18 protein-coding genes, 1 tRNA gene and 1 rRNA gene are annotated in these 14725 nt (G+C 31.4%); 5 read left to right on the forward strand and 15 right to left on the reverse strand.

Translation table 11 applies throughout. The features are described 5' to 3' along the window. Window positions 1-670 precede the first annotated feature (670 nt). Window positions 671-1303: a recombinase family protein gene (locus tag HUK49_RS09565; protein WP_191913560.1), complete on the forward strand. Its 633-nt coding sequence runs from the start codon at window positions 671-673 to the stop codon at window positions 1301-1303. 1 nt (window position 1304) lies between these two features. Then, a complete protein-coding gene (locus HUK49_RS09570) occupies window positions 1305-1799 on the forward strand; it encodes a 3'-5' exonuclease family protein (RefSeq protein ID WP_191913561.1) in 495 nt (164 codons plus the stop codon). Between the two features lie 49 nt (window positions 1800-1848). On the opposite strand, the gene HUK49_RS09575 is transcribed toward HUK49_RS09570, so the two are convergent. The 12 genes from HUK49_RS09575 to HUK49_RS09630 form a co-directional block, all read right to left on the reverse strand. Then, window positions 1849-2160 carry a hypothetical protein gene (locus HUK49_RS09575; RefSeq protein ID WP_191913562.1) on the reverse strand — a complete coding sequence of 104 codons (312 nt, stop codon included), beginning with the start codon at window positions 2158-2160 and terminating at the stop codon, window positions 1849-1851. A gap of 236 nt (window positions 2161-2396) precedes the next feature. Further along, on the reverse strand, window positions 2397-3647 hold the full coding sequence (locus tag HUK49_RS09580) for an LPXTG cell wall anchor domain-containing protein (RefSeq protein ID WP_191913563.1): 1251 nt from the start codon (window positions 3645-3647) through the stop codon (window positions 2397-2399). A gap of 742 nt (window positions 3648-4389) precedes the next feature. Beyond that, window positions 4390-4860 (reverse strand): hypothetical protein, encoded by a 471-nt coding sequence (locus tag HUK49_RS09585; protein WP_191913564.1) that lies wholly within the window; start codon window positions 4858-4860, stop codon window positions 4390-4392. A 6-nt stretch (window positions 4861-4866) separates the two neighbouring features. Beyond that, entirely contained in the window at window positions 4867-5271 is a 405-nt protein-coding gene (locus tag HUK49_RS09590) for a hypothetical protein (RefSeq protein ID WP_191913565.1), read from the reverse strand. A gap of 165 nt (window positions 5272-5436) precedes the next feature. Next, window positions 5437-5664, reverse strand: a complete 228-nt coding sequence (locus tag HUK49_RS09595; RefSeq protein ID WP_191913566.1) for a hypothetical protein — start codon at window positions 5662-5664, stop codon at window positions 5437-5439. Window positions 5665-6570: 906 nt separating this feature from the next. After that, window positions 6571-6768 carry a hypothetical protein gene (locus HUK49_RS09600; protein ID WP_191913567.1) on the reverse strand — a complete coding sequence of 66 codons (198 nt, stop codon included), beginning with the start codon at window positions 6766-6768 and terminating at the stop codon, window positions 6571-6573. Between the two features lie 228 nt (window positions 6769-6996). Next, window positions 6997-7374: a hypothetical protein gene (locus tag HUK49_RS09605; RefSeq protein WP_191913568.1), complete on the reverse strand. Its 378-nt coding sequence runs from the start codon at window positions 7372-7374 to the stop codon at window positions 6997-6999. 1 nt (window position 7375) lies between these two features. Next, window positions 7376-7615 carry a hypothetical protein gene (locus tag HUK49_RS09610; protein ID WP_191913569.1) on the reverse strand — a complete coding sequence of 80 codons (240 nt, stop codon included), beginning with the start codon at window positions 7613-7615 and terminating at the stop codon, window positions 7376-7378. A 149-nt stretch (window positions 7616-7764) separates the two neighbouring features. Further along, window positions 7765-8115, reverse strand: a complete 351-nt coding sequence (locus HUK49_RS09615) for a HEPN domain-containing protein (protein WP_191913570.1) — start codon at window positions 8113-8115, stop codon at window positions 7765-7767. A 5-nt stretch (window positions 8116-8120) separates the two neighbouring features. Then, window positions 8121-8504, reverse strand: a complete 384-nt coding sequence (locus HUK49_RS09620) for a hypothetical protein (RefSeq protein WP_191913571.1) — start codon at window positions 8502-8504, stop codon at window positions 8121-8123. Then, window positions 8494-9081: a hypothetical protein gene (locus HUK49_RS09625; protein WP_191913572.1), complete on the reverse strand. Its 588-nt coding sequence runs from the start codon at window positions 9079-9081 to the stop codon at window positions 8494-8496. Before HUK49_RS09625 ends, HUK49_RS09620 begins: the two co-directional genes overlap by 11 nt. 189 nt (window positions 9082-9270) lie before the next feature. Further along, window positions 9271-11232 (reverse strand): SEC10/PgrA surface exclusion domain-containing protein, encoded by a 1962-nt coding sequence (locus tag HUK49_RS09630; protein ID WP_191913573.1) that lies wholly within the window; start codon window positions 11230-11232, stop codon window positions 9271-9273. Between the two features lie 194 nt (window positions 11233-11426). Between HUK49_RS09630 and HUK49_RS09635 the strand changes: the two genes are divergently transcribed. Further along, on the forward strand, window positions 11427-11753 hold the full coding sequence (locus HUK49_RS09635; RefSeq protein WP_191913574.1) for a helix-turn-helix domain-containing protein: 327 nt from the start codon (window positions 11427-11429) through the stop codon (window positions 11751-11753). Window positions 11754-11895: 142 nt separating this feature from the next. Further along, window positions 11896-12798, forward strand: a complete 903-nt coding sequence (locus HUK49_RS09640; RefSeq protein ID WP_191913575.1) for an Lreu_0056 family protein — start codon at window positions 11896-11898, stop codon at window positions 12796-12798. A gap of 49 nt (window positions 12799-12847) precedes the next feature. Here HUK49_RS09640 and HUK49_RS09645 read toward each other — a convergent pair whose 3' ends face one another. Continuing rightward, window positions 12848-13303: a hypothetical protein gene (locus HUK49_RS09645; RefSeq protein WP_191913576.1), complete on the reverse strand. Its 456-nt coding sequence runs from the start codon at window positions 13301-13303 to the stop codon at window positions 12848-12850. A gap of 163 nt (window positions 13304-13466) precedes the next feature. Here HUK49_RS09645 and HUK49_RS09650 point away from each other — a divergent pair, with 163 nt between their 5' ends. Beyond that, a complete protein-coding gene (locus HUK49_RS09650) occupies window positions 13467-14303 on the forward strand; it encodes a hypothetical protein (RefSeq protein ID WP_191913577.1) in 837 nt (278 codons plus the stop codon). A gap of 223 nt (window positions 14304-14526) precedes the next feature. Here the strand turns inward: HUK49_RS09650 and HUK49_RS09655 are convergent. Then, window positions 14527-14599: transfer RNA gene (locus HUK49_RS09655), tRNA-Thr, on the reverse strand. A gap of 5 nt (window positions 14600-14604) precedes the next feature. Further along, window positions 14605-14721 (reverse strand): 5S ribosomal RNA (gene rrf / locus HUK49_RS09660). Between the last annotated feature and the right edge of the window lie 4 nt (window positions 14722-14725).

Below are 14725 nucleotides of genomic sequence, written 5' to 3' on the forward strand. Positions count from 1 at the left end.
ATTTCTGATAATCATGAAGTAATTTAAGCTTTTCAATAGTTGAATAACTTACAATGCAAAACACCCCCTAGGATTCACACTTTTATTATTTAAAGTGTCAACCCTAAGGGGTATTGTACGATCAGAATCAATATATATTACTTTAATTACTACCATTAACACTATTAATTATCTATTTACTCTTTATTTTCTCTTAAAATTTATCAATATAAGATGAGTTCTCTAGAAAATTGCACTTTTACACTTTTAGCTTCTTAACCTTGATATAACAATGTTTATAGTGATTTTACTTGGTTGCACTAAATTTCTTTATTTTGCCAAGAAAATCAACCCTAATCCCTACTGCCAGTAAGGATTAAGTATAGTGCAATTAAAAGTGTAGAATACGCATCATTTTCCTGCACTATTTTAATATTAAGAATTCATGCCTAATTTTTGTTTAAGGAATTGGTGTTAATTTATCGCCTTAAGTGTCACCCTACCTCATCAAAATTGCACCAAAAACTGCACTTTTAACTAAGAGCAGTAGCAAAATGATATACTCTTTATTATTAACCCTTGATATTATTTTTCATGCCTTATTCCTTCCACCATTGACCAACTTCAAATGAAGCTGGTCAATTTTTTTATTAGATTACCACTACCTAATAAAAAAGGAGCGACAATCACCATGACTAAATATGGATATGTTTCAGGATTCTTAAAAGATAAAATCAGCAAAGAAGACAGTTTCAAGTATCAAGCTACCATTCTTCTTAGTATGGGAGTTCCTCACGAAAATTGTTTTGCTGATGTATTTAGAAAAAATAATAAAGACCGATACCAGCTTCGTAAGTTTCTTAATACCATTGCACAAGAAGGGGATGTTCTAGTAGTTCCTACCCTAACGTGCTTATATAGTAATGTTAGAGAACTTTGCTGTCTTATGTATATTGTTGAAGACAAAGGCTTAATAATTGAGTCTAGTGATATGGATTTAAGTGATGATAGTGATTCTAGTAATTGGATACTTGCATCTCAATTAGCTCACCTTAACTATCTTGATTATCTTCGTAGTCAAAACATTTCTAAAGCCATCAAACAGAAGAAGTATCAAGCTACCTTAAATACTGGCGGACGTAACAAACGTATTATCACACCCTTATACCGGCAAGCATATAAGTATCTTCAAGCCCATACTTACATTGAAACGCAATTAAAATTTCATTTGTCAAAATCAACTCTTTATAGGATTAAAAAACAAATCAAAATGAAGCAGCTTTCCACTAATCATCAGAGTTACAATGCCAGTCGAGGTGATTAAAATGAAGAATAAAGAACTAATCTATTGGATTGATCTTACTGGTCCTGCCTCTTTAGATGAGATAATCCGCCTAACAATTATTAATCCTAATAACCAAGTATTATTTAATCGTAAATTCGATACTAAACAAGTGGATTACTGGGATAGTAACATCAACGGCATCATACCGGAGAGCCTCATTAAGGAGCCTCTATTTGAAGAGTCGAGGAAAGAGATCCAAAAGATATTTGATAGCTCAGAGACGCTTATAACCTTCTATGGCTCAACTTCCTTTTTAGAAAAGCAAGGTATTAACTTAGCAAATAAAACGATTATTGATTTAGCTGATTCATTTAGAGTGTTAGGAGATAGCACCGATACGGTCGAAAACCTATGTATTTATTATGGCTATCCTTTGACTGATAATGTTTTTGAACGTACAGGTATTGATTATGCTAAAGGAATCAATTTCTGCTACCATGAAATGGAAAATAACCGTAAAGCACAAGAAAATTAGTAACAACAAAAAAACGCTTAGCAACCTCAAGTCGCTAAGTGTTTTTTATTTATTTAAATGGACTGTTGTTAGCTTCATTTAATTTTTCTAACAATTCAAGACGGGCTTTAAGAATTTCATTTTCTTTTCTTAATTTTTTGATTTTGAATTGGTCATCTTGATGGCTTGCTTCTAATTTTTCAATTTCGGCATCTGTTTTTTCAAAAGTACAAGGAGTAAACAAAACAGCAACTATTTTATTTCTCTTCTTAACCGTAACTGTTCTTTTTAAGTTATCGCTCGCTTTAATTAAATATTCCCAATTCTTAATAAGTTCCTCAATAGTTACCATGGTTGTGTTATGTAATTTATTTTTTATCATTTTTATTCCTCATTTTTATTAGATTTATTGAAGTTATTCACTTCAACATCCTTATTCTAATAAAAAAATATTTTATTCAGAAAAATTTTTAGATTGAACACGTAAGAGAAAGCAATAATATTTAGTCATTTTAATTTTATAAAAAACAATGGAGAGCTGTGAAAGAACACATAATCAGCTCTCCATTGTTTTTTAGAAGGATATATTGTATTAAACCAATACGTACTTATTCTATATTAGAATTCCTTTTTGCCTTTAGTAATTAATCCGAAGCCAAACATACCAGCTAATACTCCTAGTGCAATCACTGTTTTACTGTCATTATTACCTGTTTGTGGTAATTTAGCTTGTTGCGCTTTGTATTGTTCACGAGTCATAGTTGTATTTTGTCCTTGTGCACCAGAAACTGCTGAACCGTTTTCCTTATCAGTAGTTGGTAATACAATTGTTGGCTTAGTAGTGTTATCAGTTGTATCACTACCATTATCTGATGTAGCAGGTTTGTGACCAGCTTGACCACTAATTGATGCGTTACCTGTATCTGGTTGCGCAGGAGTTGATGGGTTAGTAGGTGTAGTAGGATTGGTAGTTTCGCTATCCTTATTTGGATCAGATGGTGTTACATTACCCTTATCACCATCACTTGGCTTTGATGGTTCGGATGGTGTAGTTGTTCCTTGGCTATCATCTTTCTTACCATCATCTGGCTTAGCAGGATTAGTTGAATTAGTAGTTTCACTACCCTTGTTATCATCCTTGCTTGGATCTGTTGGAGTGGTAGTACCCTTGTTACCTTCATCTTTACCAGTATCAGGCTTAGCAGGCTTTTGATTATTCTTGATGTCAGCAATCCTTTGATTATCCTTATCAAGTTGAGCTTGAGCATTATTAATAGTTGTCTTAGTAGCTTCAATAGTATTTTGCAAGTCACTAATCTTACCATTAATAGTTTCTAACTTCTTTTGTGCATCCTTTACTGCTTGATTAGCACTAGCATTAGCTTGTTGTTCAGCAGTATCAAGTGCAGATTGCTTGGTAGCTAATGCTTGGTTCAAACTTGCTAAACCAGCTTTAGCTTGTTGTAATTTAGTTTCATCTTCACTTTGAATTTGCTTTGCACTTGCAAGATTGTTCTTAGCTGAACTTAACTTGTTCAAAGCGTCTTGAACATTACTGTTGCTATCAAGATTAGATAATTGTCCTTGTTTCCAATCATTTACAGTATTCAAGGTGTCCTTAGCATTATTATATTCAGTTTGTTGGCCTGAACTCAATTGGTTCAAGTCAAATTGAACATTAGCCTTTTGTGCTTGCAAGTTTTGAAGTTGACTTTGCAAACTTTGAAGCTTAGAAGTTTGACTGGATAAAGTATTTTGTAAGTTACTAATTTGGTTATTTAAATCATTAATCTTAGCGCTATTATCAACAGTCTTTGCATCACCAGTAATTGGTCCCATTGCTTGGTATTGTGCAATACGGTCCATCATGTTTGGAGTGTTGTTGCGTGCAGGGCCATCGTAATCAAAGGTTAGTACATAATATTAGCCATCATCTGCAAGATGGAATCCAAAGAATAGCTCAAAATAGTTTTATAATTGCTAGTTGAAAATCACTTAAAATGTGTTAGCTTATGTGTCAATTTTGCTTAAATAAATGGTATGTGTGCCAGGAAAAATTAATAGTGACTTTGTGTTATTTTGCTAGAAATTATCAAGTGCCAGTTTTTTCTTATAAAAGCGACACAATAATTGACACGTCTATAATCCTTACTCCAAGTAGGGATAAGAGGATTTTAGGTAGAAATTAGCTTAAGAATTGTGTCCTCCATTAAAGTGGCTATAAATATTGACATATCAACGTTTAGAAAGAATATGTGTCAAGTATGTCAACTTTTTTGTATAACTTTTCAAAATAATAGTTTTTGAAGAAGAAAAAGGAAATATTGATAAGATAATAGGTATTTTTTAATCAATATTATTAATATATAGTTTGATTAAAATTCTGGCACAAGTGACACTCAATTATAATAATGACTATTTTGATTGACTATTTCTTCTTTTACAAAGCAATTATATAAGTTTTTAACGTTATTTCACTTGAATACCGTTTCTATTAAAAACTAAAAAAAGCACTACTGTGCTTTAAAAGGCGATTTATTCCCCGTTTGTGAAAGGGGGATTCTCGCAAATTATGGATAAAATAAATAGAACTTATTAAGAATAATAAGTTCTATTTATTTTTTGTGAGAACAAAATTAATGATTATAGTTATAATCATTGTAATTATAGGCATTATTAATGTTCCAACTGTCCATTTAAAATTCTTGTCAATTTTATCTTGTAAATTATTATTTATATTGTCTATCTTATTCGATGCTTCATTGTTACTATTACGAAGCTCTTTTGCTAAATCGTCAATATTGGTGCTTAATTTATTATCCAAAGATTTAATATTATCGTTTATTTTATTATCTAAAATTTCAATTTTATTGTCTAAATCTTTAGAATGATCATCCAATTTATATAAAGTATGCTGAATATTATTTAATTTTTCATCGTGACGTCCAAATTGTTCTAATAGATAAATAATTTTACTAGTTATATCATTTACTGGAATCGCACCGTTAATGTTTTGACTTTTAGTATTATCATTAAGAAATTGGTGAGGTGCAGGTTGTATATCATTATTTGGTTGATTCATTTCTGATTACTGATTCCTTCCAATAGTATTAAAAAACGTTTGTGTAGAAGAGAGTTCTTTGTTATCTTTAGTTAATAATGTTAACGTTGCCTCATAAGTTTTATCAGGCTGAAGTGATGTTTGAAAACTAAACTGATAACCAGCACTACCATATATGCCTTTTATAATATTTTTAGCAATAAAAGATGAATCTTCAGTATTTAAACTGTAAAAGTTTTTAAATATTTCGTTGTTATCATCATCATCTATTATTAATAATAAGTGATATAATTGGTCTTTAATTTTAATGTTAAAGGCAGAGAAAAAAGCTTTTAAGGAAGTTTGGTTGTCTTCTTTTGCAACTGGGATTATAAAAGATTGTCCCTCATTTTCTAAGCCTACTGAAAAGGCTTGTATTTTTTCTTTTAACATTATAATTACCTCTTTCTTGTCTTGCATTTATTATATAACAAGTATATGTTTATTCTAGTCTTTTATTTTAACAGAGTTTAGTATCATATTCTTTTTATTTGATCGATTTCAAAAAAAGCGGTGAACCTTAATCAAGGTCCATCGTTTTTTGAAATCTAATACAATTTACAATTTCAGTTTACCATCTTTAGTCAATCCAAACCCTAATACAGCAGTTCCAACAATAGCACTAAGTAGAATACTTGCGTTTTGCTTAGTTTGCACATTAGTTTGTGCTAATCCACCTGTTGAACCACCAGTAGTAGTTCCACCTAAATTACCAGAATTAGCAACACCATTTGTTCCTGCAACATTATTGCCATCTTTTGATTGTAAACCAAAGATTTGTAACAATTGTGCTTTAGTTAAAGCAGTATTTTGCCCTTGTTCAGTAACAAAGAATTGCTTGGTAGCAGGGTTATAGTGAACAGTTAAATGTTTGTAAGTAATTTGACCATTAGTACCTTTTTCTGATACTTGAACACTATATGAATTAAATCCATTAGTATTAGAAGGTGCTTGTTCAAGTAGCTTAGCATCGCTTGGTAATTTATCATTGCTATTTACAGTATGTTGGTTAATAGCGTTGATAATCTGTTGAGTGTCAGCATCTCGTTGTGAAGATTGTTGATTACTATTGCCTGCATTATTAGTCTTGTTAGTATTAGTTGAATTATTATTTGAAGCAGAACCATTATTTGTATTAGAACTAGTATTAGTAGTGCTGTCAGAACCATTAGCTGTGGCTATATTGTTGCCAGTATCTTGACCAGTAGCAGGTACTACATAACTGCCTGAATTATTATTGGTTTTATTTTTAGTTTGAGCAGTATTTGGAATAACATAGAATGTTAATACCTTGTGATCCGCAGTACCTGAAACTTCAGCTTGTTGAGTAGCATTTGTAGTATTTGGATCATTTAACTGTGGAAGAATGTATGGCGTTAATCCATCAGAATTTTTATTACCAAATGCCCAATTAGAAAAAGCATCATTATTATCTAAAGAGGTAGATTGTCCGTTACCACGGTTTGTACTTCCATTAGTTCCTTGAGAAGTTTTAGTAATAATATCGTTAAAGTTAATGTCACCATTATCTACTTTATAATCATCACTCTTAAAAATACCTGCAGTATCTGTAACTTTATAATGAACAGTAGTTCCACCATCTTTACCAATTGTATAGTCTTTAGATGGTGTAAAAGTAACATCATCAGTCTTTAGTGTTTGCCCATTTTGTTGATTAACTACTTTAATAGTTCAAGTAAATGGTAATAGTGGAAAATCTTCATCAGAGGGTGTTGTCAATCGTTCTGGAACAGGTACTGCAGTAGAATCTGCATGAGCAACAATATTACCAACATTAGACATCATAGCTGGTGCCATAGGAGCTAGAGTACCAAGTGTCATTAAAATAGCTTGTGTTTTAAAATTATTCTTTTTGTTTTTAGTTAACATAAAGAGATTGTCCTTTCTTATTATCTTAAATTATCATTATCAAAATTATTAATGTAATTTCTATATCAAAAAATTACCTTGCTGATAGTCTAGCTAAAAATATTTGAAGAAATAAAAAGATAATTTGAAAGGAAAAAAGCCAAGTCCTATTTAACAAGGATTTGGCTTGGCTTAAAGTGATGAATTATCTGTAATGGAAATGTTAGATAAAAAAATAGTCAAAACATTTTAATTCTTGGGTAAATCTGAAAGTTCTATCCTATTATAAGCACCATTCTTTTTGCTTTCTGGGTGCGGGTCTAAACCAATAATTGTAATATCTTGCTTATCTGGCCCATAAACCCAAAACATTCTTCTAGCTTTACTATTTTTATTTTCCAGATATGATTGCCATACTTTTATACCATATTTCATAGTTAATTCATCAATGTCATGGCTTTCCAACCCAGGATATTTAGGATTAATCGATAAATGTTTTAATGCTTGCCCCCATTTCTTATATAAAATCTTATCTTCTTTACTAATTGAATTATTTCGATAGTTACGTTGTAGCCTTTGCCACAACTCTTCCATCTCTGGTATGCCCATTCTTATATTAAATTGCATTTTAGAAATCTGACAAGTCTACTGGCGCAGATACTTTTCCTTTCTCTAAGTTAGCAATAGACTTATCCATCACTTCTAATGTTTTATCTGAAACACCTGCTGGATTTTTTAACACTTTAGGTGCTAATATCATATATCCATTTTCATACTCTTGTACTTTGTAATAATCAAACTTTGATTTTCTCAACGTAATTCTTTTTTTACTATCAGTATGTGCAATATAGTTATGAACAACTTGCATTAGTATCTCACCCTTTCTGTGGGAAATCCCACTATCATTATAACATAAATACGAGTGTCCCCCTGTAAAGAAAGATTTAGAATTCAAAAAAGCGGTGAACATTTTGGTCCATCGCCTTTTTGAATATTTAGATGAAAACAAGTAGAAAACTAATCATCTACTTGATCAACAAAATTAATTATCTTTTCAGCTATTTTTAGACTCTTTTCACATTCGTTAGAGATATTATGGCTACTAGATCTATAATCAACATGCACTCGAAAATCCTTTAATGTTAACGCATCATCAAAAATTCTGCTTTCTGATTCATCCCTAAAAGCTTCTCTCCACATATCTTCATGCGATTTAGAGCCTGAAAACTCTGTTCCATATATCCTTTTATGTTTTGTATAGTTAAATGCTGCATAATATGCGCGACTAATAGCCATTCTTTTACTACATTCATCTGTTTTTTTAGCTAGTTGTTTTGCAGAGCATAGGTAATCTTTCCAGTTAAACATAAATATTATCCTATAGTTAAATGACGATTTTTTATTAATTCATTGGGTAAAGTAAACCACACGTTTTCACGAAAATCCCAAAATTCGTCAAACAACTTTTCTTCAGAAATTTGAGGGTTTTTTAATTCTAAGTAGTCAACTATGTTTCCAAACTTAACATTAATAATTAATCCTGGGCTAAAATGTTTACTCATCTTTTTAGCTAACGTTTTAAAATTACTGGTATTTGCCAAAGAATTTGTGTCATCATATATAAATTTAAATGTTATATTATAAAAATTATCAGTAGCAGTATTTTGAAAATAGTTTTTTCTGGTATTACCCGTTTGCGCATAATAAATAGGAGTTATTTCTTGAGGCTTGAAAACCGTATAATTATTAGCAATCACTAATCTCAACCTCCTCTTTATTCACTAAATTCTCAAATGACTTTTTTGCTTCTTTATAAAGCTCTTTCATATCTCTACTGTCGTTTCCCAACATATCAACGTTATGAGAAACTGCGGAAAAAAGAGAAATTGCATTTTCGCTAGACTTTATTACTATAAACAAATCATCATCATCATTTAGTTTTGAAGTATACGATATATCAAAATCTTTTATAAATGTTGCTTCTTTATCAGAGAACTTATCATTTATTGCAAGAAAAACATTCAATAGATCACCAATATTTACTTCTTTAGTATTTTGTCTTTTCTCTTCTACTTTTCCCTGAATACCAAGACCGTATGCTAAAAAATTAGTTTCTTTATTATTATTCAAAATATAACGAACAAAATTTTCGTATTTAGTTAGTAGCCCTTTTAAACTCAACTTTCCACTAATTAAAATCCTATGTTCATCTATCGCTAATTTAATATCTGTGTTCTTATTTTGACTAAACTCTTCTGGTATTACCATTTGTCGGTTTTGCTTTTCAAAGGTTATTAGAAGCGTTAGTTCATCTGCTCTTTCAACATAATTCATACACAATTCCTGCATTTCTAATGTTTTCTATTCTAATTATGAAACATTTTGTAATGTTTCTCAACCATATCTACTCTAAAATTTTTTTGCATTATACACTAATCAAAAAAGACGGTGAACATTTTCGTCCATCGCCTTTTTTTAATTAGTATGAATTGAGAAAATACATTATGCAATAATCAAATCTTTTTAATTAGTTATGACGCTTCTTGGTAACACCAAACATTGTAGTAAAGGTAGTAGCGGAAGAATACCTAATCCTGCAACTGCAACAGCCTTACCATTCTTACTATCACTAGTCTGTGGTAACTTAGCTTGTTGAGCCTTGTATTCTTCACGAGTCATCATAGTACCTTCTTTAGTACCAAATGATACGTTAGTAGTTACTGGTGTGGTTGGAGCTTGAATACCAGATTGCGATCCTTGTGATGCAACACTATCCTTAGAAACAACGTTGATGTATTGTCCTTGTGCATCAGAAACTGCTGAACCATTTTCTTTACCAGTAGTTGGTAATACAATTGTTGGCTTAGTATCTGTGTTATCAGATACTTCACTACCCTTGTCCGATGTAGCAGGCTTGTGCCCAGCCTGTCCACTAATTGATGCGTTACCAGTATCTGGCTGTGCAGGAGTTGTTGGATTAGATGGTGTAGTAGGATTTGAAGTTTCACTACCCTTGTTATCATCCTTACTTGGATCTGTTGGGGTTACATTACCCTTATCACCATCACTTGGTTTTGATGGTTCAACTGGAGTAGTACTTTGGTTATCATCTTTCTTGCCATCATCTGGCTTAGCAGGATCTGTTGGAGTTGTAGTACCCTTGTTACCTTCATCTTTACCAGTATCATGCTTTTGACCATTCTTGATGTCAGCAATCCTTTGATTATCCTTATCAAGTTGAGCTTGAGCATTATTAATAGTTGTCTTAGTAGCTTCAATAGCATTTTGTAAGTCACTAATCTTACCATTAATAGTTTCTAACTTCTTTTGTGCATCCTTTACTGCTTGATTAGCACTAGCATTAGCTTGTTGTTCAGCAGTATCAAGTGCAGATTGCTTGGTAGCTAATACTTGGTTCAAACTTGCTAAACCAGCTTTAGCTTGTTGTAATTTAGTTTCATCTTCTGCCTCAGTGCTCTTAACACTTTCAAGATTACTCTTGGCTGAACTTAACTTGTTCAAGGCTTCTTGAACATTACTGTTGCTATCGAGATTAGACAATTGTCCCTGCTTCCAATCCTTTACAGTGTTCAAAGTATCCTTAGCATTATTATATTCAGTCTGTTGGTCTGAATTTAATTGGTTCAAGTCAAATTGAACATTAGCTTTTTGTACTTGTAAATTTTGAAGTTGGGTATTTAAATCTCGCAAATGTGATTGTTGACTAGCTAAAGTGTTTTGAAGATTAGTAATTTGGTTATTCAAATCGTTAATCTTAGCACTGTTATCAACAACATGACTATCACCAGTAATTGGTCCCATTGCTTGGTATTGAGCAATACGATCCATCATATTTGGAGTATTATTCCGAGCTGGACCATCATAATCAAAAGTTAGTACATATAAATAACTGTCAGTATTAGTATCATAAATATAATGGAAACCAAATGCTGCATCATAGTTTAGATCACCAGTATCTTCGAGGAAGTTCTCACGGTGTCCCCAATCTGAACTTGCATCTGCGTTAAGCATTGAACTTAAAGTACTTTCAGCATTATAAAGCATTGATAGCATATTACTTCCACCATTAGCAGGGATATATGCTAAACATTCATATTGGTCACGTCCAAATGCTGATACAATATCATTTTCATTGTGATCCAATCCATTAGCACTTTGCTGACTAGCACGTACCTGAGCTTGGTTATACTTCTCTTCAGTCATGGTAAATGGCTTAAGGCCACGCTGTTCACGTGCATGATTAATAATATTCATTAGTAAAATAGCCATTTCTTGTTTTTGACTATCACTCATTCCGGTTTGTTGGTTGACAAGATCAAAATTCGTATTAAAATAATTATCGTATTCGGGTAAGGACGCATCGGCTCCTTTACCAGCATTAGGATTACGTGCGCCTTTATCATTATCAGGGCTTACATAAATATTTTGATCAATAATATTCCCATTATTTTGAGACAAATCCATTGGTGCCCACAAATTGTTCCGACTAGCATTTTAATACAGGAGTAATTATAACATCTTTTACAATTATAGTTACATTATTTTTGTACTTATATTTATATATGCGTATAAGTTGATATAAACAATAAGTACAGTGCCTTATTTTATTAGTATTTCTTCAATATGCTAGAAATAAACAATGAAATGAGGGCTTCAAAATGAATAATCTAGGAGCTAATATCAGAGCCAGGCGTCATGAGCTTGGCATTACTCAGGAACAACTTTCTAATAATACTGGATTGTCAATTAATTACATTTCAAGACTAGAAGTTGGAACAGCTAATAATGTCAGTGCTAAGACGCTATCACATATAGCGGAGGTACTTAAGACAAGTATGGATAAACTAATGCATGGCTCAACTAATGAAGCTGAAATGGGATTTTATCAAAAGAAACTTTGGCAAGCTTTAAATGAAATGGACGAAAAACAAGCTGAACAAGTTTCAAAAAATGTTTTAGGGTTAATAAACCTTAACAAAGAGTAATAATTCCACTAAATGAAGCAGGTACTACACTTTTCGTAATTATGTAGTACCTGCTATTATTTTTTATCTTGTTATATTTAACTACACCTATTATGATTATTTAAGTATAACTATAGTGTTATAAGATAATGGAGGAGTTTTTATGAAAAAGAGTATCGTTCTTGCCAGCACAGTTTTAGTTACTATATCTTTAGCTGCATGTGGTAATCAATCATCAAGTTCCAAGAATACATCTAGCAGTAGCGTTAAAGTTACTAAAAAAGTAGTAAGTAAATCATCATCAAGTAGTTCAAAACCGCAAACTGATAGATTTAACAATAACGAATACGGGATTATGGGATATTTAATGCTAGTTCAAAGAAGCGCAACTGAATTAGCTAATACCCAGAAAAATGATGAGAATAACAGTAACAGTGATGAAGGTGGTATGGAAATCAAAAAGAATGGTAATGTATATACATTAGGTATGCTACCTATTGGTCATTCGGTAAACGTTATTGTCAATAATGATAACGTAACTGTTAAATACGATGAAAATACTGACGGTTCTGGCATGGGAGATAAAAATGCTTCTAAAACCTATTCTAAACAAGAATTGGCAAGTAAATATGCCGATCAGAAAGATGAAATTGATAAAGTCATTAAAAAATATAACTTAGATAGTAATACTGATACTAATAATAGTAATCAACAAGCAGCTCCAACTGATCTTGATGAAAAAACTGAAGCAGTTCTAATCTATGCTAAAGCTAATGGTTTCGATACTTTAGATGTATCTGACAATAATACTGCAAGTATGGAACTATCAACGGCTGATAATGGGAGAAGAACTGTTGGCTATGGTTCTGATGGTGATGTTCAATACCAAATTGATGGTAATAATGTCACCTATTGGACATTAGATCATAGTGATGATACACCAGCTTATAAGCAAAAAATGATTGAACATACAACAACACTTTCTGAATTAAAACAAGAATTCTATACCCCAGAAAATCATCAATTAACTGTTGATATTATTGCTGACAATATGGAAGAAAATTAAAATAAAACAGGTACTACATGGATATTTGTCACTTAATATGTAGTACTTTTTAATTATTTAGCTTAATATTTTTATCAAGATAAAATAGCATACTATAAATCCAAGGCTCAATAATAAGAGACATCATTTCAATAAGACCCAAATAAGAAAAAAATAACTTTACAGCGTGAAGAGGTAAATAGATTATTAACGGTCCTTGAGAGATTCGTTCCATTAACCATTCAAACGTAATTACAATTAAAATGCCAAGAACACCTAATAAACTAAACCTTAACTTTTTAAATAGAGTGTCGTAGTTTTGCTTTACAATAGCTACCTTTTTATCATCCTTATAAACATTCATAATTAAAGGAATTGTCGCAGTAATCGTAGCCATAAAAATTCCCTTGACATCACTAGCATTTGTTTCAGTAAAGGCAAAGATTGTTAACACCATACTATTAAGAAATACTAACATCGACGATTGAATCGCAGTTGCTTTATCATTCTTATTAAATTTAATCATTGCTTTCTCTCCTTTATTAAAAATAAATTAATGTTAAAACCAAGTAGCTACTTTTCTTTTAACAGTTCTTAGTTTATCATCATCGTTAGTAGTAGTTAATTTGTAAAAAAACTTTTTTTATAGCAATTTTCTACTACCAAAAAAATAGGAGAATAATGATTTAATGAATAAAATAGATCAAATAGTAGAATTGATTTTTAACAACATTAGTACACGAGTTACCAATAGAAAAAAACAGTTAAAAAAGACTAGATCGGATATTACTAATGAAAGTAATGTTCAATTATTATCAAGTATTATGAACAACCAGCGTGTCCCAAGTAGAAATCCGTATCTACTCAACGCAAGTATTACTGATGATATTGTTTCTAATTTAAATTTCCATTCATCTTATGAATTAATTTGGGGAGATCATAGTGATCTTGATATCTTGCTAAAACAAATTTTTTATGCAGGAATTTCTTTGCTAAAGCAAAATAATTTAATTGAAGAATGCCGTTTAACATATCTTCCATATGCCAAAGCTAGCGCAAAATTTAACTTTGCAAATGAATTAGAAAAACCTGATCTTGAGACCTTAGTCGAAGAGCAAGAGTATGCATCTGAATATGTATTTTTCTATATAAATGATAAATTAAAAGAGGAACATAAAAATTTCTTTAGCAAAAGTGGTACTAAAAAAATTAATAAACAACTTTTTAACTTTATTAATACAACTTTTCCAAGACTTTTTTCAAACTTTCTAAGTGAAACTAACCACCAAGGAAAACAAGTTTATGAATTAATGTCTTCTATTATTAAGTATGAAAATGAAGATATATTTGAATCAATAGCTCACGGTCCTGAATGGTTTCAGCATGAACCGTTAACTAACTCAGAAATACCATTATCAGATGTTCGAAAAAATATTATTAATACTGGGGAGAAATATATAGATGCTCTCCTAAATGAACAATTTGAAACAGATTATTTTTTCAATGATTTAAGAGAGTTGAGCTAAAAATATAGTTATAATGATATATGATTGCTCAATTTTAAGGAATGCACACAGTTTTCGTCACTTTATCCTTATTAAATCAATGTTTAAGAGACTTTATCTAATTTTCACATGCACACGCTTTTTCTGTGTGCATGATATTCTTAAATAAACAAAAATAGTCCTTGATACATCTTCGTAAAACGTTGATATATCAAGGACTAATAAACTCTGTAAGTTTTAATAGTGCTGACTAGAGGATTCGAACCTCCGACCTCATCATTACTAATGACGTGCTCTGCCAACTGAGCTAAGTCAGCATCAAGCGTGGCAACGTCCTATCCTCGCAGGGAGCGATCCCCCAACTACTTTTGGCGTGTTGAAGCTTAACTTCTGTGTTCGGCATGGGAACAGGTGTATCCTTCAAGCCATCATCACCACACTTA

The sequence above is a fragment of the Limosilactobacillus portuensis genome, from assembly GCF_014838735.1.
GTDB lineage: Bacteria > Bacillota > Bacilli > Lactobacillales > Lactobacillaceae > Limosilactobacillus > Limosilactobacillus portuensis.